Raw genomic sequence first — 18,465 nt, 5'->3', positions numbered from 1 at the left:
TCACCGCTGCGCCATGCCGCGTTGCGCACGCGCGGCGAGCCGCGGCCGCGTGCTTTCGAGCGGGCCGAGCCGGCCGAACAGCCCGTCCGCGATGCCGAACAGGATGCCGGCGAGCTTCGCGCGCTTGTCGCGTTCGACGAGCGCGATCTGCACGACCTGCCAGACGGTCAGCAGGTTCGGCACGATCGCCACCGGGAAGCGCAGCCCGTACTGCATCCCGAGCTGCACCGCATTGCGCGCGCTGTAGTAGCGCCGCTGCCACGAATGATTCATCGACGTCATTTCGAAAGGGCCGATCGCATGGCGCTGCTTCGCGCCGATCCGGTGCGGCATGACCAGCGACGGCACGACATAGAGCGGCACGTTGCGCGCGAGCGCGCGGAAGCTGTATTCGGTATCGACATGGTCGATGAACAGCGTTTCGTCGAAGCGGCCGAGCCGCTCGAACGCGGCGCGCGACACCATGCAGCCCGACGAGATCAGGAACGCGCAGCGCTGCATCGGCGCGTCCGGCTCGATCCGCAGTCGGCGCAGCGCGATGCCGTCGGTCGACAGTTCGGGCAGGAAGCTGCGCGCGTTCTCGTCGAAGATGCGCGGTCCGGCAAGATAGGCGCGATCGGCCATGCGCGTGCCGACGTCGCGCATCGCCGCAAAGTAGCCGGCCGGCACCGACGAATCCTGGTCGAACAGCGCGACCGCGTCGATGCGCTCGCGAAACAGCGCGGCCAGCCCCGCGTTGTACGCGCCGGCGATGCCGCCGCGATTGCCGTGATGCAGCAGCGCGATGCCTTCGCGCGCGCACAGCTCGCGCGCACGCGCATCGGGCTGCGGCGTGTTGTCGACGACCAGCAGCGCGTCGCACGCGTGCCGCCATGCGCCGAGCGCCGCGAGCTGCGCGTCGGTCGGGTGATACAGGATCACGAGTGCGCCGAGCGTCGTCATGGCTTTCTCCTCAATGCCCGAAGGAGGCCGCCGCGCCGCGCTTCGGCCGCGTCAGCCACATCATTGCCGCGAGCACGATGCAGGTGACGCTCGCCATCCAGAACAGGTCGCCCGTCGCCATCATGTATGCCTGCTGCATCACGACCTGATGCAGCGTCGCCAGCTCGCGCGTGCCTTCGACGCCCATCGCGTTCAGCGCATGCACGAAGCGCTGCGTATTCGCCGACGCATGCGTGACGGACTGCGACACGACGTCGTAGTGATAGGTCGCGCGGTTGTCCCACAGCGTCACGCTCATCGCGGTGCCGAACGCGGCCGACAGCGTGCGCAGGAAGTTCGACAGGCTCGACGCGGCCGCGAGCCGGTCGTCGGGAATGCGCGACAGCGTCGCGGCCGTCAGCGGAATGAAGAAGCACGGCAGCCCGATGCCCTGGATCAGGCCGGGCGTCGCGATCTGCACGAACGTCATCTTCAGCGTGAAATGCGCATCCCACGCGAGCACGCCGGCGAACACGAGGAAGCCGAAGGTCGCGAGCACGCGCGCGTCGAAGCGGTGCGCATGCAGGCCGACGACGATCGAGAACACCAGCGCGAGCACGCCGAGCGACGCGGTCGCGAGCCCCGCATGGAACGCGTTGTAGCCCATCACGGCCTGCATCCACAGCGGAAACACGACGCCGACCACCGAGAAGCTCATCATCCCGAGCGACACGATCAGCACGCAGAACGAGAACGTGCGGTCGCGAAACAGGCTCAGGTCGACGACCGGATGCGCTTCGCCCGCTTCCCAGATCAGCAGCGACACGATCGCGAGCGCCGCGACGACCGCGAGCGCGACGATCAGCGGCGAGCCGAACCAGCCCTTGTCGTGGCCGAGGTCGAGCATCGCCTGCAGCGCGCCGACCCCGATCACGAGCAGCACGATGCCCGGCACGTCGATCGGGCCGGCCGCGCCGCGCTGCGCGTCGGGCCGCAGCATCGCGGTGCACACCGCGAACGAGAACAGCCCGATCGGCAGGTTGATCAGGAAGATCCACGGCCACGACAGGTTGTCGACGATCCAGCCGCCGACCACCGGCCCGAAGATCGGCGCGAGCAGCACCGTCATCGCCCACAGCGCGAGCGCGACCGTGCGTCTGGCCGGCGGGAACGCGCGCAGCAGGATGGTCTGCGACAGCGGCACCATCGGCCCCGAGCACAGCCCCTGCAACGCGCGGCAGACGACCAGCACGTGCAGGTCGCGCGCGAGCCCGCACAGCAGCGACGTCAGCGTAAACAGCAGCACCGCGCCGACGAACAGCCGCAGCTCGCCGATGCGGCGCGCGAGCCAGCCGGTCAGCGGCACCGCGATCGCAGCGGCGACCGAGTACGAACTGATCACCCACGTGCCCTGGCTGTTCGCGACGCCGAGGCTGCCGGAAATGGCCGGCACCGCGACGTTCGTCACGGTCGAGTCGAGCACCTCGATGAAGGTCGCGAGCGACAGCGCGAAGGTCAGCAGCGCGAGACGGATGCCGCGCACTGGCCGCGATGCCGGCGCGAGTGCGGACGCGTCGAAGGCGGCCGGCGCGGCGGGCGCGTCGTGAAGCGGCGACGCGGTGCTCATGCGCCCGCCGTCGCGGGATCGGCCGGCGCGACCGCGCGGCCGCGCGCCGGCACGAAGCGCTCGATGAAGTCGGCGGCCGCCTCGCAGCCGTCCGGCGCGGCCGCCAGCCGTGCGCGGATGCGCGCAGCATGTGATGCGCATGCGGGATCGCCGAGCACGCGCGCGAGCGCCGCGCCGAGCTGCGCACCATCGACCGGACCGTCGACGCGCACGCCGCAGCCGCTCGCCGCGACGCGCTGCGCATTGTCGAACTGGTCGTGCGCGAACGGCGTCACGACCTGCGCAATGCCGGCCTCGAACGCGAGCGCCGCGGTGCCGATGCCGCCGTGATGCACGAGCGCGCGGCAGCGCGGCAACAGCGTGCGCATCGGCACGAAGCGGCGCACCAGCAATCGATCGGTGCCGGCGGCGGCAGCGTCCGGCGTCAGCAGGATGCCGCGTGCGCCGGTCGTGCGCAGCGCGTCCGACACCGCGCGCGCATACGCGGCGTGATCGACGCGCGTCGAGCCGGCCGTGAACACGACGGGCGGCTCGCCGGCCGCGAGAAACGCGTCGAGTTCGGCGTCGGCGTCGCTCGACGCGATATCGTTGAACAGCGGAAACCCGCTTTGCCGATGATTCGACGGCCAGTCGCGCTGCGGCGGCGCGAACCAGTCGGGAAACAGGCACAGCACGCCGTCGGTCGAATGCAGCCAGCGGCCGAGCACGCGCCGCGCCGGCGGCAGCCCGAGCGCGCCGCGCGCCGCATTGAGCGCGGGCCCGCATACGCGGTCCAGCACCTGCCGCTCGATCAGCGTCATCAACGCCGACTTCACCGGCAGCGGCCAGCGCGCGGGAATCGTCAGCCGCTTGTGCGTCGGCGGCGCATGCGCGGACAGCAGCGTCGACGGCGACACCTGCACCGACACGTACGGCGTGCCGTGCAGCTCCTGCACGAAGCGCGCGGAAAACGCCCACAGCGTGCCGACCAGCACCGTGTCGGCGTCGGTCAGCGCGCGCAGCGCATCGTAATGCGGGCGCAGCACCGGCGCGATCACCTGCCACAGCGTGCGGAACGACGTGCGCGGATCCCACAGCGCCGGGTTCGCCATCGCGGCTTCGTATTCGGCCGCGGTGCCGACCGGCACGAACGCGAAGCCGCCGCGGCGCACCGCCGGCTCGAACGGCGGATGCGTGCAGAACACGACGTCGTGACCGCGCGCGGCGAGCGCGCGCGCGACGCCGAGCAGCGGATGCACGTCGCCCGCCGAGCCGATCGCGGTCACGATCACCTTCGCCACGATGCGCGCCGCCGGATTCAGTAGACGCCAGGGATCAGCGCCGCGACTTCGCGGCGGTACTGCGTATAGGCCGGCCCGAAATAGCCGGTCAGCCAGCTCTCCTCGACGCGCACCTTGTACGCGAGCGACGCGAACACGAGCAGCACGCCGAGTGCGCCGCGCCATTCGCCGCCGATCAGCGCGGCGCCGACGAGCGCGACCAGGCAGCCCGTATAGATCGGATGGCGCACCAGCGCGTACGGGCCCGAGCGAACCAGTTCGTGGTTTTCCTTCAGCGTGACGGACACGCTCCAGTTGGTGCCGAGATGCAGCCGCGCCCATACCGAGAACAGCAGCCCCGCGACCAGCACCGCGAGCCCGCATTGCGCGGACAGGCCGAACCGCTGCCAGTCGGGCACCAGCGCGTGCAACGTCGGATCGGGCAGGATGATCAGCGCGCCGCCGACGATCAGCGGGATCGACTGCAGCGTGCGCGAGCGCGACGCCTCCTTGCGCACGGTCGACTTCACGGCCTGCGAGGTCGCGATCCAGTACGCGAGCCACGCGGCCCAGGGAACGACGATGGCGATGGACTGAACGATATTCACGGCTGGCCTGCCTCGTAGGAATGGAATGCGGGATGCGCGGCGCGCGGCGTCACGACGACAGCGCGGGCATCGGCGCCGGCATGCACGCGCCGAAGTTGATGCCGGCCGCCGCGGGCGGCGCGTCGCAGAAGAAGCCGAGCAGCGCCGCGCGCGTGCGCTCGCGCTGCGCGCGGCCTTCGATGTCGAGGAAATGGCCGGCGTCGGCGATCGTCTGGAAACGCGCGCGCGGCACGTGCGCGGCGAGCTGGCGAACGTCGGCCGGCGTCGTGTAGTCGTCGCGCTCGCCGTTCAGGAACAGCAGTTCGCAGCCGATGTTCGAGAACTCGCTCAGGTAGCGCTCGGGCTGCAGCGACAGGATCTGGTCGACGTGGAACGCGACCTGGTCCTGCTCGTCGCGCGGCAGGCGCGTCAGGTAGCGGTAGTTGTACAGCTTCATGATGCGCGGCAGGTAGCGGCCGACGGTGTCGTTCAGCAACTGCGCGGCCTGCAGGTTCTCGCCGGCCGCGATGTGGTCGCGCGCACGCGTCACGTAGTCGACCATCGCGTCGTTCAGGAACGGCGAGAACGAGCAGATTGCCGCGCGCCGCACGCTCGGGCAGCCGCGCGCGAGCGCGAACAGCGACGCGACGCCGCCCCACGACACCGACACCAGGAACGCCGGCGCGAAACGCTCGACCAGATACTGGAGGATCGCGGCTTCGTCGTCCTTCGTCAGGATGAAGCAGCCCGGATTGTGCTGACGCGACTGCCCCGCATACGGCAGGTCGAAGCAGATCGTGTTCATTCGCTCGCCGAGATACTGGACGGTCTGCCCGAACGAAGCCGTCGTCGCGAGTGCGCCGTTGACGAGCATCGCCGTGTCGAACGCCGGGTCGAACACGTTCCGTTCGACGTAGACCTTCAGTCCATTCGGCAGCGGGACTACGTGTTTTTCGGTCGGCATCGTCGTTCTCCGGTGGCTGCGGCGTCTCGACGTCGCGTCATGCTGCAGGTGCGCAATCGTGCGCGGCGGTTCCCGCGCGAATGCCGCTCACGCGCGTTGCCGGCCCACCGCGGCATTCGCGGGCGGCATCGATTCTTTCCTCGTAGTGCGGCGCCATACTAATACGGACAATATTACTGACTCAAGTCGCTCCAACGATTCCCTCTATTCCGACGGGAAATACGACCGATTCAAATTTTCCGCGCATTTTTTATGGTAGGCGGAAACCTCCGAAAGGCGATCGCAATCGTTTGCGAGCGGCTTGTCACTGCCCGATAAATCACAAACTCTCTTTTAAATTCAATAGCTTGCTACGTTTCAATCTCCCACTTGAAACGTATTTCCGAAAATTACCGAATCCCATCGACGGAATCGAGCTTTTCATATCATGAATAATGTTTAGATCTTCGACATTCTTTCGCCGTGTAATAAAACAAAATCCGCCTTTTCATCGCTTCGGACGAACTGTTTCCCGATCCGTTTTAAACAAACTTCAATTTATTTAACATCCTTTCAATTCGTTTTTCCGCAGCTGCACAATTCCCGCTTGCAACGGCTCGGCCGCCTTCGTCACATCGCCCGACACCTCCGACCCCGATTTTTTGTTGATTGAACGATCAATAAAAAACCGCTAAGCTCTCGACTTCCATGGGCGGCCCGTGCGGGCGAAGGAGTCGCGATGCCGAAAGTCGGAATGCGGGAGATTCGCCGCGCGCAGTTGATCGACGCCACGCTGCGGTCGATCGACGAAGCGGGGCTGCCCGGCACGACGCTCGCGTCGGTCGCGCAGCGCGCGAACATCTCGACGGGCATCGTCAGCCACTACTTCGGCGACAAGAACGGCCTGCTCGAAGCGACGATGCGCCATGTGCTGCGCGATCTGTGGGCCGCCACCACGCGCCGCCGCACGAGCGCCCGCAAGGATCCGCGGGCCCGGCTGCGCGCGATCGCCGCCGCGAACTTCGACGACACGCAGGTCAGCGCACCGGTGATGAAGACCTGGCTCGCGTTCTGGTCGCAGAGCATGCACGACCCGATGCTCAAGCGCCTGCAGCACGTCAACACACGGCGCCTCCATTCGAACCTGTGCGCCGAATTCGCGAAGGCCTTGCCGCGTGCGAAAGCGCGCGAAGCCGCCAGCGGCCTCGCCGCGCTGATCGACGGCCTGTGGCTGCGCGGCGCGCTCGCCGGCGGCCCGATCGACACCCGGGCGGCACTGAAGCTCGCCCACGATTACATCGACCTGCTGCTCGCGTCCGCATGACGCGGCACACAGTCGCCCTCAAGGAGATCCTCATGTCCGTATACGGTTTGCAGCGCCTCTACATCGGCGGCGGTTACGTCGACGCCACCAGCGGCAAGACTTTCGACAGCTTCGACCCCGCCACCGGCGAACTGCTCGCGCAGGTGCAGCAGGCAAGCGCCGCCGACGTCGACCGCGCGGTCGCGTCCGCACGCGAAGGTCAGCGCGAATGGGCGGCGCTGACCGCGATGCAGCGCTCGCGCATCCTGCGCCGCGCGGTCGAGCTGCTGCGCGAGCGCAACGACGAACTCGCGGCGCTCGAAACGCGCGACACCGGCAAGCCGATCGCCGAGACGCTCGCGGTCGACATCGTCACCGGCGCGGACGTGATCGAGTACTACGCAGGCCTCGCCACCGCGATCGAGGGGCTGCAGGTGCCGCTGCGCGCCGACTCGTTCGTCTACACGCGCCGCGAACCGCTCGGCGTGTGCGCGGGCATCGGCGCATGGAACTACCCGATCCAGATCGCCTGCTGGAAGACCGCGCCCGCGCTCGCGGCCGGCAACGCGATGGTGTTCAAGCCGAGCGAAGTGACGCCGCTGAGCGCGCTGAAGCTCGCGGAAATCTATACGGAAGCCGGCGTGCCGGCCGGCGTGTTCAACGTCGTGCAGGGCGACGGCTCGGTCGGCGCGCTGCTCACCGGCCATCCGGATATCGCGAAGGTGTCGTTCACCGGCGGCGTCGAGACCGGCAAGAAGGTGATGTCGCTCGCGGGCGCGTCGTCGCTGAAGGAAGTGACGATGGAGCTCGGCGGCAAGTCGCCGCTGATCGTGTTCGAAGATGCCGACCTCGACCGTGCGGCCGACATCGCAGTGACCGCCAACTTCTTCAGCTCGGGCCAGGTCTGCACGAACGGCACGCGCGTGTTCGTGCACCGCTCGATCAAGGACGCCTTCACGCAGAAGGTGCTCGAACGCGTGAAGCGCATCCGCGTCGGCAAGCCGACCGATGCCGACACCAACTTCGGCCCGCTCGTATCGGCCGCGCAGCTCGACAAGGTGCTCGGCTTCATCGAGAGCGGCAAGGCCGAGGGCGCGAAGCTGCTCGCGGGCGGCACGCGGCTGACCGACGGCCACTTCGGCAGCGGCCAGTACGTCGCGCCGACCGTGTTCGGCGACTGCCGCGACGACATGAAGATCGTCCGCGAGGAAATCTTCGGGCCGGTAATGAGCGTCCTCGATTTCGAATCGGAGGACGAAGTGATCGCGCGCGCGAACGACACGCACTACGGCCTCGCGGCCGGCGTCGTGACCGAGAACCTGTCGCGCGCGCACCGCACGATCCATCGCCTCGAAGCCGGCATCTGCTGGATCAACACGTGGGGCGAGTCGCCGGCCGAGATGCCGGTTGGCGGATACAAGCAATCCGGTGTCGGACGCGAGAACGGCATCACGACGCTCGAGCACTACACTCGGATCAAGTCGGTGCAGGTCGAGCTCGGCCGCTACAACCCGGTGTTTTGAGTCTTAAAGGAGGACGCCCCGTCATGACGACACGCGAATACGACTACATCATCTGCGGCGCCGGTTCCGCGGGCAACGTGCTCGCGACGCGCCTGACGGAAGATCCGAATGTGACGGTGCTGCTGCTCGAAGCGGGCGGGCCCGACTACCGCTTCGACTTCCGCACGCAGATGCCGGCGGCGCTCGCCTATCCGCTGCAGGGCCGCCGCTACAACTGGGCATACGAAACCGATCCCGAGCCGCACATGGACAACCGCCGGATGGAATGCGGCCGCGGCAAGGGGCTCGGCGGCTCGTCGCTGATCAACGGGATGTGCTACATCCGCGGCAACGCGCTCGACTACGACAACTGGTCGACGCACAAGGGCCTCGAGAACTGGACGTATCTCGACTGCCTGCCGTACTTCAAGAAGGCCGAGACGCGCGACGTCGGCCCGAACGACTATCACGGCGGCAGCGGCCCCGTGTCGGTGACGACCAGCAAGCCGGGCGTGAACCCGCTGTTCGAGGCGATGGTCGACGCGGGCGTGCAGGCCGGCTATCCGCGCACCGACGACCTGAACGGCTACCAGCAGGAAGGCTTCGGCCCGATGGACCGCACCGTCACGCCGAAGGGCCGCCGCGCCAGCACCGCGCGCGGCTACCTCGACCAGGCGAAGACGCGGCCGAATCTCGAGATCGTCACGCACGCGCTCGCCGACCGCATCCTGTTCGACGGCAAGCGCGCGTCGGGCGTCACCTACCTGCGCGGCAACGAGCGCGCGAGCGCGCATGCGCGTCGCGAAGTGCTGGTGTGCAGCGGCGCGATCGCGTCGCCGCAGTTGCTGCAGCGCTCGGGCGTTGGCCCCGGCGCGTGGCTGAAGGAACTCGACATTCCGGTCGTGCTCGACCTGCCCGGCGTCGGCCAGAACCTGCAGGACCACCTGGAGATGTACATCCAGTACGAATGCAAGGAACCGGTGTCGCTGTACCCGGCGCTCAAGTGGTGGAACCAGCCGAAGATCGGCCTCGAATGGATGCTGAACGGCACCGGCCTCGGCGCGAGCAACCACTTCGAGGCAGGCGGCTTCATCCGCACGCGCGACGACGATCTGTGGCCGAACATCCAGTATCACTTCCTGCCGGTCGCGATCAACTACAACGGCTCGAACGCGATCGAGATGCACGGCTTCCAGGCGCACGTCGGCTCGATGCGCTCGCCGAGCCGCGGCCGCGTGAAGCTGCGCTCGCGCGACCCGAACGACCATCCGAGCATCCTGTTCAACTACATGGCCGAAGCGCTCGACTGGCGCGAGTTCCGCGATGCGATCCGCGCGACGCGCGAGATCATGCGGCAGCCGGCGCTCGACCGCTATCGCGGTCGCGAGCTGAACCCGGGCGCCGAGTGCAAGACCGACAAGGAACTCGACGCGTTCGTGCGCGCCCGCGCGGAAACCGCGTTCCATCCGTCGTGCTCGTGCAAGATGGGCTACGACGACATGGCCGTGGTCGACGACGAAGGCCGCGTGCACGGGCTCGACGGGCTGCGCGTGGTCGATGCGTCGATCATGCCGATCATCACGACCGGCAACCTCAATGCACCGACGATCATGATCGCCGAGAAGATCGCGGACCGGATCCGCGGCCGCAAGCCGCTCGAACGCGCGAACGTGCCGTATTTCGTCGCGAACGGCGCACCGGCGCGCAATGTCGCGAAGGCCGTGCGCCAGCCGGAAACGGTCTGACCGACGGCGGGGGCGGCCGCCCTCGCACGCCGTCGCTCCATCAGGACGCCGCCGACTCCCGCAGTCGGCGGCGTTCTTTTTTGCGGCTCATTCGTCGACCTCGCGCCGCAGCTTCGCGACGTCGACGTTCTGCAGGTAGGACGCGATGTTCCGCCAGACCGGATGGAACCCGTATCCGCCATGCTGCAGCTCGTCGAGCGCCTGCTCGCGCGTCCAGCCCTGGTACACGACGCGATACAGCGCCGACACGAGACCGGTGCGGTCCGCGCCGTGCTGGCAATGGATCAGCACCGGGCCGTCCTGGTCCGCGGTGCGCAATGCCTTGAGCGCCGCGACCATGTCCTGGTCGCGAATGTGCCAGGTATTGATCGGAATCCGCAGCATCGTGATCTGCGTGCCGGCCAGGATGCTGTCGTCCGAGTGGAACGCGCGAAAGCTGATGACCTTGCGAATGCCGAGCTTCTCCAGCTGCGGCACGTCGGCGCGCGACAGCTGCGCGCTGCGGTACAGCGAAGGCGTGATCCGGTAAAGATTGTTCACGCGTGTGTCGGTCATGCCCAGCGCCCAGGTCAGCGGCCGCGCCGGTACACCGGAAGCCGGCGTCGGCGCGGCATCGGCCGGCACTACGATGCCGGCGAGCGCGGCGGTCATCATCGCAACGATGGCAGTCTTCATCGTGGGTCAGCTCGGAGTGGATGGCCGCTCGCGGGACAGGAAAAACAGGACGATCGCCGCGGCGCTCATCGTCCAGTAGTCGGTCGGCGCGACGCCTACCCAGTGGATATGCCACGGCACGTGGGCCGGGTTGAAGCGCGCGAGTCCGTAGGCCGGGTTCAGCACGAACCACAGAAAATCCTCGACCAGCCAGAACACCATGATGCACGCGACGATGCGCGCCTCGATGCGCCACGACCATCGCCCGTTGAAGACCGGCGGCAGGTGGAAGAACAGCGCGACGAACGGGAACACCCACGCGTGGTAACCCGTCATCGGGCGTCCGCCCCAGAAGATGTCGAGCAGCCAGTGATGCTCGATGCGCCAGGTCGGCAGGTTGGCGGCCCAGCCGGCGCTGCCTTCGATCTGGATCTCGACGTTCGCGAAGAAGAATGCGAGCAGCACGACCCACGCGACGACGAACAGCGTGTGGCGCGTCGGCATGAAACGCGCGCCGCTCATGCGGCCGGCTCCAGGCCCAGCACGCGGTCGAGCACGAAGCGGCCGGCCTGCGGCCGCCCGAGCGGGAATAACCGACGGCGCATGTCGGCGAGGCGCTCGGGCGCCTGCAGCAGCGCGCGAATCCGGTAGACGAGCGCATCGTCGTCGATCGCCTTCAGCGCGACGCCCTGTTCGAGCAGGAAATCCGCGTTGCGCTCTTCCTGGCCGGGAATCGGCGAGTTGACGATCATCGGCAGCTGCATCGCGAGGCACTCGGACGTCGTCAGGCCGCCCGGCTTCGTGATCACGAGATCGGCGCAGGCCATCAGGCGCTCGACGTGGTGCGTGAAGCCCTGCGGAAAGAGTCGTGCGGGATGCTGCGCGGCGAGCGCCTGCAACGACGCCAGCATCGCCTGATTCTTGCCGGCCAGCGCGATCAGCTGGAAGTCGGCGTCCATCTCCAGCAGGCGCGCGGCCAGCACGTCGAGCCCGCCGAGACCGGCGCCGCCGGACATCATCAGGAAGGTCGGCTTCGCCGGATCCAGTCCGAACTCGGCCGCGCACGCGGCGCGATCGAGCGGCCGGCCGAACGCCGGCATGATCGGGATGCCGCTGACGTGCACCGTGTCGGGCGCCATCCCGCGCGCGCGCATGCGCCACGCAATCTCGTCGTTGGCCGCGAAATAGCCGCGCATGTTCGGCACGACCCACATGCTGTGCAGGTCGAAGTCGGTCACCTGCACCCACACCGGCGTATCGACGCGCCCCTTGCGAATCTCGCGCGACAGCAGCTCGGCCGGCAGGAAGTGCGTGCAGACGATCGCGTCCGGGCGCTGCCGTTCGATTTCCGCGAGCAGTTGCCGGCAGTTGAGCCGCTCGATCGCGCGGCGGATCTTCTGCGACGGCGCGGCGGGATCGACCTCGTCGGTCTTCTGGTACAGATAGCCCCACAGCGCCGGCTGGCTGCTGACGAGCTTGATGTAGAGATCGGTGTACAGCTTGCGAAAGCCGCTGGACACGAAATCCATCACGTCGAGGTGCGTGGCCTCGATGCCGGCCGGATGATCGTCCGCGAACGCGCGGATCGCTTCGGCCGCGCGAGTATGACCGGCTCCCGCGCTGACGCTCAGCAGCAGGATTTTCTTGCGTTGCTTTGCCATCTGACTGACCGTTTTCGAATTGTCTGATCCGGCGGCGGCCGCGCTGCGGTCGGATGGATATCCGGTGCCGGGAATGTCCGCCATTGGAGCATACTTTGGCGCTCGCTCGTCAAGCGGGGCAATGCAGGCCGGTCCCGCCCGATCGCGGACGCACGCAGGATCGAACGGAACCGCCGATGCGCGTCAGTCCGTCTCGACGTCGTCGCGGCTGAACGGCGCGATCGCGACAGCCCGCGTGCGCGGGCGCTTCGCCCGGACGATCGGGTTCCAGCGCGACGTCAGGCTCATCGCACCGCGCAGCCGCTCGAACGCGGCATCTTCCTGCGGCCCGAAGCAGCCGACCGCGGGCCCGGCAAGCACCGTATCGAGCCATTCCCGCCACGCGTCGCCGTAAAAGCGGCGCCCGAACGCATGCACGACGCCCGGCGCTGCAATCGCGACGCCTGCCAGCAGGTAGTACGCCCAGAAGCTTCCGGCGCCGACGAGTCGATCGAGACGGCACACGGACAGCGACGCCAGCAGGCCGTCCACCGACGCGAGATCGGCGCGACGCGTGCGGATCGCGCGCGCGACGAGGTTGTGCGCGCCGCCATACGCCGCGAGCGAGATCGCGTCGCCGGCCGCCAGCGCAGCGGAGAACGTCGCCAGCGCGGCCAGCTCGTCGATGCGCGAGGCGTCGTCGCGCGGACCGCAGACGCGCAGCACGACCGCATCGATCAGCGCGCCGGGGCGCGTCGACGGCTGCACGCCGGCCGTCGCCACGGCGATGCGTCGTTCCGCCGGATGCTTCGCCGGCGGTGCGGCATCTCGCCCGCGCTCATGGTCCGCATCGTGTGCGGCCGTCTCGTCGCCATTGCCGACGCCGTCCGCAATCCGCTCGAGCGCGGCCCAGCCGGTCTCGGGATCGTCGAACGACCACGCATCGACCACGCCGTACGCCGAGTCGTACACCGTGCGCGATCCCGGGCAGCAACGCTCCGCCTGCGCGAGCCGCTGCGCGTCCGGCACATGCGTGCACGCGTCGTCGCGCGCGCAGGCGCAGCCGCTGCCGTCCGTCGCGAGCCACGGCGCCAGTTCGTGCAGCACGGCGGCCGCATCGCGAGACAGGCCGGCGCGCGAACGCGCGTCGATCGACGCAACGCCGGCCGCATCGTCGAGACGGTCGATCAGGTATTGCAGCCACGCGGCCGTGCGCAACCGGTCGGGCAGCGCGCCGCGGGTGTCGCCGTCCTGCTTCGGGTCGGTGATCATGGTTCGTCCGGGAGGGTTCTGGCAGATCGGCATCGCGCCGTTTCAGTCGCTTCGGCCGGTGCGCGATCACGCACCGGCCGCCGCACGACCGCGCGCGCCGGATCGCGGCCCACGCGGCCGGCCGTCGCGCCGCAACGCGCGACGACACCAACCCGTCGGAGATCGAGGCAGCGGACGCCCACCGCGCCTGCATCACGGCCCTCGAATGGCAGCCGTCCGGCCCCGATCCGCGACGCTTACTGCACGTGGAATTTCGGCGACGTCGCGACCGTGCCGCTCACCGTGCAGTCCGGCGTCAGCAGCGCGTTGTTGAACGTCAGCGACGAGTTCGGATCGCTCCACGTCGTCACGATCTTGCTCGGCCCGCATGCACCGAGCAGCGAAACGGTCACCTTCGCGTTGTTGATCGACAGCTGCGTCGTGCTGTCGGCCTGGCCCGTCCACGGCGTCGTGCTGCTCGCGCTGCCGCTGATCAGCCCGCACGTCGGTCCGCCGGAAAACGTCGTCGACGTGATGTTGACGATGCCCGTCGCGGTGATCGTGCCGTTGAACGTCGCGTTGCAATTCGCGTTGATCGCCCCCTTGGCGAGGGTCGTCAGGCCCGATGCGGAAAACGGTTCGCCGTTCGGATTCATCGGCTGGCCGTCGGCGCGCGACACGGTGACCGCGAACGCGGGTGCGGCGGCGGCCACGCTCAACGCGGCTGCCGCAACAAGCGAAACGATTGGACGAATGCTCATTCGAACTGCCCCCTCTCTTCATGAACGGCGGCACGCCGCCGGGAACGCGCCCCTCCGGCCGCAACGACACCGGCCGGCCGGTCGCAGGAAGCCGCCGGCGCGCGTCATGCGCGCCGGTCGGCTCAGAACTTGTAGGAAATCCCGACGAACGTGATCAGCGGATCGGCCTTCAGCCGCGTGCGCGTGGTCGCGAGCGTCGAGCCGTCGGCGGCGCGGATCACGAGCGACGAATAGGTCTTCAGCGGCATGTAGGTGAGCGTCGCCGTCAAACCCCAGTGCTTGTCGATCGCGTAGCTCGCGCCGATGTTGTAGACCGGCGTGAACGACGACGACGCCTTGCCCTCGACCGACGTCGGCCCCGGCTTGTCGGCGCCCGCCGCGAGCACGCTGCCGAGGTTCTCGTTGATGTCCTTCGCGAAGTTGCCGTTCAGCTCGATGTTGCTGAACCAGCTGTAGGCCACGCCGATCCCGACGAACGGCCGGAACTTCGCGGTCGGCGAATTGAAGTAGTACTGCAGGATCACGGTCGGGCTCCACTGCCGCGCGTTCTTCACGGCCGGCTGGTTCGCCGACTTGTCCATGTCGACGCTGCCGAGCGCGCCGGCCGGGCCCGGCGGCCGGATCACGCCGTGCCCGGTCAGCGTGAACTCCGGCGGCACGCCGAGCACCGACGTGACCGCGATATGGTCGGTAAAGAAGTGCGTGAGCGTGAGGCCGACCGTATCGGCGTTGTTGACCGTCAGGCTCGTGCCCGGCGACGTAAACGAACCCGGCAGCCGCAGCGGCCCGTTGATCGGCATGTTCGCGAGATTCGTCGTCAGGCCGTTGGTCGAATCCTGCGGCATGATGTGCAGCCACCCGAGCGTCGCGACGTTGTCGCCCGCCTGCTGGGCCGATGCGAGCGTCGACGCGCCTGCGACGACACCCGCGACTATCAGCTTCTTCATGAGGTCTCCCCCTCGTTCTGTCCGGGCGCCGCGCACCTGCGCGCGGCGCCGCCGTGTCTCCATCCATGCGCTCACTGCACGAACGCGCCGACCGTGAAGTACGGATTGCTCGCATCGTTCATGTCGAGGAAGCCGAACACGCCGCCGGTGAACACGAACTTGCCGGTCGCCGGCCCCGACGCCGCGTCCGCATGCACGGTCGTGACGACGCCCGGCACCTTCTGCGTGTAGTCGAGGTTCAGCGCGCGCGCGAGCGCGGCCTGCGACGCGTCGAACGGATCGAGCAGCGTCGCCTGCGCGCCGACCAGCGCGGTCGCGCGGTAGTCGAACGCGCTGTCGACGCCCGTGTACTCGCCGTTCTGCGAACCGGACGCGATGACCGTCTGCGGGCTCAGGAACGAGATGCCCGATTCGTCGTCCGCGCTCGGCGCGCCCTGCGTGAGATCCGCATTCGCCGCACCGGTGCGGATGAAGATCGGCACGAGCTGGTTGCGCAGCCGGCCGACGATCAGGATCCCCTTGCCGGCCTTCGCCGGATCGAGCGCGGCGAGCGTCGGCGCAATCTGCGGCTGGTAGTTCAGCGACTGGAACGCCGGCGCATCGGTGCGCAGCGTGAACGGCTGGTTCGCGGTCGCGCTCGATGCCAGCGGCTGGCCGCCGTTCTTCTTGCCGAAGTTGTCGGTCTCGACGTAGCTGCCGTCCGCGTGGATCGTCACCTGCTGGTCGAGCGCGACCGGCTGGAAGTTCTGCGACGGCACCTGGTGATAGCCGAGCTGGTTGTAGGTGCCGGCGATCTTGGTCAGGTCGGTTTCCAGCGACGAGAAGCTGATGAACGGGTAGTACGGGAACGTCGTCTTCGGAATCCGGCCAACGCCGATCACGCCGTCGAACTGGATCGTCGCGCCGGGGATCGCGCCGCCCAGCACGCCTTCGCCGAGGAACAGCCGCGCGGGCCGGTTCGGGTCGAGGCTCGCGTTCTGCATCCGGAACGTGCACTGGTTCAGCTTGACGGTCGGCAGGCCGGTCTCGTCGACCAGCGTGCCGTCGACCACGTTGGCGGGCGCTGCGTCGCGCGTGGGCTGCACGGTGCCGGTCGTGACCGGCACCGGCGACGCGAGGTAGGTCATCCGGTAGGTCATCTTCGTCGTGTCGAGCTGCACCTTGACGAGTTCGCCGGATCCCGACCCGCCGATGAACACCGTGTTGTAGTCGATCGCCTGCGGACACAGCCGCACCACCGGCGCGGGCGGCGGGTCGCCGTCGCCGCCGCAGGCGGCCAGCACGGGCGCGAGCGTCGCCGCGGCCATCCAATGCTTCACATTCATAGGGAATCCTCTTGAATATCGATTCGCCGGCGGCGACGCCTGCGCCGCCGGTAGTCCGTGTCCGGTACGCCGTTACTGCACGAACGCGCCGACCGTGAAGAACGGGTTGACCTTGCTGTTGTTGACGACCATCGCGTAGACGTTGCCGGCCGTCACGATCCAGCCCGTATCGCCCTTGCTGAAGATCGCCACGTCGCCGTTCGCGCCCTTCGCGTTGAAGTCCTGCGTGGCCGTGACCTTGACCTTGCCGGGCGTGGCCTGCGTGTAGTCGAGCGTGAACTGCGAGGTCACCGACGACGTCTGCGGATCGATGAAGGCCGCCGTATTGCCCTGGAACAGCGTCGACGTGTAGTTCGCGGCGATCGTCGATACCGCGGTGCCGTCGTTGCAGGTGCCCGCTTCCGGCATGAAGCTGCCGTTGACGAAGCGTCCCGGCAGGTCCGGGTGCGGCACGTTCGGATCGAAGCTCGGCCCCGCCATGGCAAAGGAGTTCACCTCGCCGCCGGACACCACGACGCCGCATGCGGATGCGCTGGTCGCGCCGATGTAGCCGCCCTTCAGCGAATTCGCGGCAATCGCGGTGGTCGGCGACAGCATCGAGATCCCGACTTCGGCATCGCCGACCGACGCGAGCGGATTGGACGCATCGACATACGTATAGCCGACCCGAATCACGACCGGCACCAGCACGCCGTTCAGCTTGCCGACGATCATGATGCCCTTCGCCTGGCTCGGCGAAAGAATCATCAGGTTCGCCGCCTGCCCTGCCATCGGATACACGGGCAGCCCGAACGCGTTCGGCACCGGGTGGCTCACGAACACGTTGTCGGCCGATCCGTCCGCGTTCTTGCGCAGCGTCCACGGCGTGCCGGTCGTCTGGCACGAGTAGTCGCTGCCCGGCGTGATCGTGCACGAACCGTCCGCGTTGAACGTCTGGTTCCAGTTGACGACGTCCGGCTCCCAGCCGACCAATCCGGCCGCACTCTGCGCAGCGCCGCCGAGCGGCGACAGATGAATGCCGACCTCGTTGTAATTGCCCGCGACCTTCGAGAAGTCGGTTTCCGTTTCGACGAAGCCGATGAACGGATAGAAGTCGAACGTGCGCGACGGCACCGTGCCGAGGAACACGCCCGGCACGACTTCCAGCCCCGCGAACGCGATCGTCGCGCCCGGAATCCCGCCGCCGACCACGCCGTTGCCGACGAACAGCATCGGCGGGTCGGCGCGGTTGATCGTCACCGAATACGCGCCGTCGCTCGTCGCGCCGTTGTCCAGCACGAATGCGCAGCGATTCTGCTCGGCCGTCGGCAGATTGGTCGGATGATGGAACGTCCCGCTGATCGTCAGGCCCGCGCGCGTGTCGTTGACCTGCCCCGCCGAGGTCGGCACCGACGATTCGAGGAACTGCAGCTGGTAGGTGAGCTTCGTCGTGTCGAACTTCACCTTCACGTATTCGCCGCTGCCGGCCCCGCCCGTGTAGGTCGTCGTGTAGTCGAGCGCGTCGGGGCACAGCTTGTTGACCACGGGCGGCGTCGTGATCGGGCCGCTCGGCCCGCATGCGCTGCCCGAGCACTGCGGCACGTTGATCGGCCCCGGATCGTCGCCGCCGCCGCAGCCGGCGACGAACGGCATCGCCAGCACCGCGCACGACAGGATCGCCTTTCGCCATTCAGGAATACAGATCATCAACCCCTCCTTTTCGGGTACGACAGGTCTCGTCCGGGCGAGCTGCATGGCCCGCCGGTTGGTATCGCGCCGTCGCCCGCGCGCGGCGCATGACGGTGTGCGCGACGCGGCCGGCACCTGTCATGCCGCATGAGCGACGACGGCGGAACGGCGCGTGCGCGTTCCCGCGGCGCCGTCATCGGTACGGCGCCGTCGGAACGTCAGAACGGAATCGGATTCGCCACTAGGCGGCGCTGCGGCAGCGCGGGCGCGCGACTCGCGTCGCGCCCGCATTCGTGGAAGAAACGGAAAAAACGGAAAACGGCAGTCCGGCT

16 protein-coding genes are annotated in these 18,465 nt (G+C 68.2%); 3 read left to right on the top strand and 13 right to left on the bottom strand.

Going from position 1 to position 18,465, the window contains the following annotated elements; all coding sequences use genetic code 11:
* The 5 genes from BST28156_RS07800 to BST28156_RS07780 are packed head-to-tail and all read right to left on the bottom strand — an operon-like array spanning nucleotide 1 to nucleotide 5,358.
* Nucleotides 1–942: a glycosyltransferase family 2 protein gene (locus tag BST28156_RS07800; RefSeq protein ID WP_174901935.1), complete on the bottom strand. Its 942-nt coding sequence runs from the start codon at nucleotides 940–942 to the stop codon at nucleotides 1–3.
* A gap of 10 nt (nucleotides 943–952) precedes the next feature.
* Complete coding sequence (locus BST28156_RS07795; RefSeq protein ID WP_174901934.1) at nucleotides 953–2,548, bottom strand: DHA2 family efflux MFS transporter permease subunit; 1,596 nt, start codon at nucleotides 2,546–2,548, stop codon at nucleotides 953–955.
* Nucleotides 2,545–3,828, bottom strand: a complete 1,284-nt coding sequence (locus tag BST28156_RS07790) for a glycosyltransferase (RefSeq protein ID WP_174901933.1) — start codon at nucleotides 3,826–3,828, stop codon at nucleotides 2,545–2,547. The genes BST28156_RS07795 and BST28156_RS07790 overlap by 4 nt, the downstream gene beginning before the upstream one ends.
* Nucleotides 3,829–3,845: 17 nt before the next feature.
* A complete protein-coding gene (locus BST28156_RS07785) occupies nucleotides 3,846–4,415 on the bottom strand; it encodes a methyltransferase family protein (RefSeq protein WP_174901932.1) in 570 nt (189 codons plus the stop codon).
* A 49-nt stretch (nucleotides 4,416–4,464) separates the two neighbouring features.
* On the bottom strand, nucleotides 4,465–5,358 hold the full coding sequence (locus BST28156_RS07780) for an alpha/beta fold hydrolase (RefSeq protein ID WP_174901931.1): 894 nt from the start codon (nucleotides 5,356–5,358) through the stop codon (nucleotides 4,465–4,467).
* 718 nt (nucleotides 5,359–6,076) lie between these two features.
* Between BST28156_RS07780 and betI the strand changes: the two genes are divergently transcribed.
* Genes betI through betA form a run of 3 tightly spaced genes read left to right on the top strand, consistent with a single transcriptional unit; the run spans nucleotide 6,077 to nucleotide 9,887 of the window.
* Complete coding sequence (betI, locus tag BST28156_RS07775) at nucleotides 6,077–6,661, top strand: transcriptional regulator BetI (protein ID WP_060244436.1); 585 nt, start codon at nucleotides 6,077–6,079, stop codon at nucleotides 6,659–6,661.
* 32 nt (nucleotides 6,662–6,693) lie between these two features.
* On the top strand, nucleotides 6,694–8,163 hold the full coding sequence (betB, locus tag BST28156_RS07770) for a betaine-aldehyde dehydrogenase (protein WP_174901930.1): 1,470 nt from the start codon (nucleotides 6,694–6,696) through the stop codon (nucleotides 8,161–8,163).
* A 23-nt stretch (nucleotides 8,164–8,186) separates the two neighbouring features.
* A complete protein-coding gene (gene betA, locus BST28156_RS07765) occupies nucleotides 8,187–9,887 on the top strand; it encodes a choline dehydrogenase (protein WP_060244438.1) in 1,701 nt (566 codons plus the stop codon).
* An 87-nt stretch (nucleotides 9,888–9,974) separates the two neighbouring features.
* On the opposite strand, the gene BST28156_RS07760 is transcribed toward betA, so the two are convergent.
* From BST28156_RS07760 to BST28156_RS07725, 8 genes are all read right to left on the bottom strand, one after another.
* A complete protein-coding gene (locus BST28156_RS07760) occupies nucleotides 9,975–10,562 on the bottom strand; it encodes a dual specificity protein phosphatase family protein (RefSeq protein ID WP_174901929.1) in 588 nt (195 codons plus the stop codon).
* 6 nt (nucleotides 10,563–10,568) lie between these two features.
* Entirely contained in the window at nucleotides 10,569–11,063 is a 495-nt protein-coding gene (locus BST28156_RS07755) for a hypothetical protein (RefSeq protein ID WP_174901928.1), read from the bottom strand.
* Nucleotides 11,060–12,202 carry an MGDG synthase family glycosyltransferase gene (locus BST28156_RS07750; protein ID WP_174901927.1) on the bottom strand — a complete coding sequence of 381 codons (1,143 nt, stop codon included), beginning with the start codon at nucleotides 12,200–12,202 and terminating at the stop codon, nucleotides 11,060–11,062. Before BST28156_RS07750 ends, BST28156_RS07755 begins: the two co-directional genes overlap by 4 nt.
* A 183-nt stretch (nucleotides 12,203–12,385) precedes the next feature.
* Entirely contained in the window at nucleotides 12,386–13,453 is a 1,068-nt protein-coding gene (locus BST28156_RS07745) for a hypothetical protein (protein WP_174901926.1), read from the bottom strand.
* A gap of 236 nt (nucleotides 13,454–13,689) precedes the next feature.
* Nucleotides 13,690–14,193: a PraA/PraB family alkane oxidation protein activator gene (locus BST28156_RS07740; RefSeq protein ID WP_060244448.1), complete on the bottom strand. Its 504-nt coding sequence runs from the start codon at nucleotides 14,191–14,193 to the stop codon at nucleotides 13,690–13,692.
* Between the two features lie 122 nt (nucleotides 14,194–14,315).
* Nucleotides 14,316–15,140 carry an OmpW/AlkL family protein gene (locus BST28156_RS07735; protein WP_174901925.1) on the bottom strand — a complete coding sequence of 275 codons (825 nt, stop codon included), beginning with the start codon at nucleotides 15,138–15,140 and terminating at the stop codon, nucleotides 14,316–14,318.
* Nucleotides 15,141–15,211: 71 nt separating this feature from the next.
* Nucleotides 15,212–16,465, bottom strand: a complete 1,254-nt coding sequence (locus BST28156_RS07730; RefSeq protein ID WP_174901924.1) for a DUF2957 domain-containing protein — start codon at nucleotides 16,463–16,465, stop codon at nucleotides 15,212–15,214.
* A gap of 72 nt (nucleotides 16,466–16,537) precedes the next feature.
* Complete coding sequence (locus tag BST28156_RS07725; protein WP_174901923.1) at nucleotides 16,538–18,151, bottom strand: DUF2957 domain-containing protein; 1,614 nt, start codon at nucleotides 18,149–18,151, stop codon at nucleotides 16,538–16,540.
* Between the last annotated feature and the right edge of the window lie 314 nt (nucleotides 18,152–18,465).

The organism is Burkholderia pseudomultivorans (genome assembly GCF_902499075.1).
In the GTDB taxonomy this organism is placed as follows: domain Bacteria; phylum Pseudomonadota; class Gammaproteobacteria; order Burkholderiales; family Burkholderiaceae; genus Burkholderia; species Burkholderia pseudomultivorans.
This window is presented reverse-complemented; position numbering and strand designations above follow the sequence as displayed.

What these genes read in the sequence shown, in the direction of transcription:
- BST28156_RS07740 (WP_060244448.1), bottom strand. Translation starts at nt 14,193, where the DNA reads ATGAGCATTCGTCCAATCGTTTCGCTTGTTGCGGCAGCCGCGTTGAGC.
- betB (WP_174901930.1), top strand. Translation starts at nt 6,694, where the DNA reads ATGTCCGTATACGGTTTGCAGCGCCTCTACATCGGCGGCGGTTACGTC.
- betI (WP_060244436.1), top strand. Translation starts at nt 6,077, where the DNA reads ATGCCGAAAGTCGGAATGCGGGAGATTCGCCGCGCGCAGTTGATCGAC.
- BST28156_RS07730 (WP_174901924.1), bottom strand. Translation starts at nt 16,465, where the DNA reads ATGAATGTGAAGCATTGGATGGCCGCGGCGACGCTCGCGCCCGTGCTG.
- BST28156_RS07795 (WP_174901934.1), bottom strand. Translation starts at nt 2,548, where the DNA reads ATGAGCACCGCGTCGCCGCTTCACGACGCGCCCGCCGCGCCGGCCGCC.
- BST28156_RS07725 (WP_174901923.1), bottom strand. Translation starts at nt 18,151, where the DNA reads ATGATCTGTATTCCTGAATGGCGAAAGGCGATCCTGTCGTGCGCGGTG.
- BST28156_RS07745 (WP_174901926.1), bottom strand. Translation starts at nt 13,453, where the DNA reads ATGATCACCGACCCGAAGCAGGACGGCGACACCCGCGGCGCGCTGCCC.
- BST28156_RS07735 (WP_174901925.1), bottom strand. Translation starts at nt 15,140, where the DNA reads ATGAAGAAGCTGATAGTCGCGGGTGTCGTCGCAGGCGCGTCGACGCTC.
- BST28156_RS07750 (WP_174901927.1), bottom strand. Translation starts at nt 12,202, where the DNA reads ATGGCAAAGCAACGCAAGAAAATCCTGCTGCTGAGCGTCAGCGCGGGA.
- BST28156_RS07760 (WP_174901929.1), bottom strand. Translation starts at nt 10,562, where the DNA reads ATGAAGACTGCCATCGTTGCGATGATGACCGCCGCGCTCGCCGGCATC.
- betA (WP_060244438.1), top strand. Translation starts at nt 8,187, where the DNA reads ATGACGACACGCGAATACGACTACATCATCTGCGGCGCCGGTTCCGCG.
- BST28156_RS07755 (WP_174901928.1), bottom strand. Translation starts at nt 11,063, where the DNA reads ATGAGCGGCGCGCGTTTCATGCCGACGCGCCACACGCTGTTCGTCGTC.
- BST28156_RS07800 (WP_174901935.1), bottom strand. Translation starts at nt 942, where the DNA reads ATGACGACGCTCGGCGCACTCGTGATCCTGTATCACCCGACCGACGCG.
- BST28156_RS07780 (WP_174901931.1), bottom strand. Translation starts at nt 5,358, where the DNA reads ATGCCGACCGAAAAACACGTAGTCCCGCTGCCGAATGGACTGAAGGTC.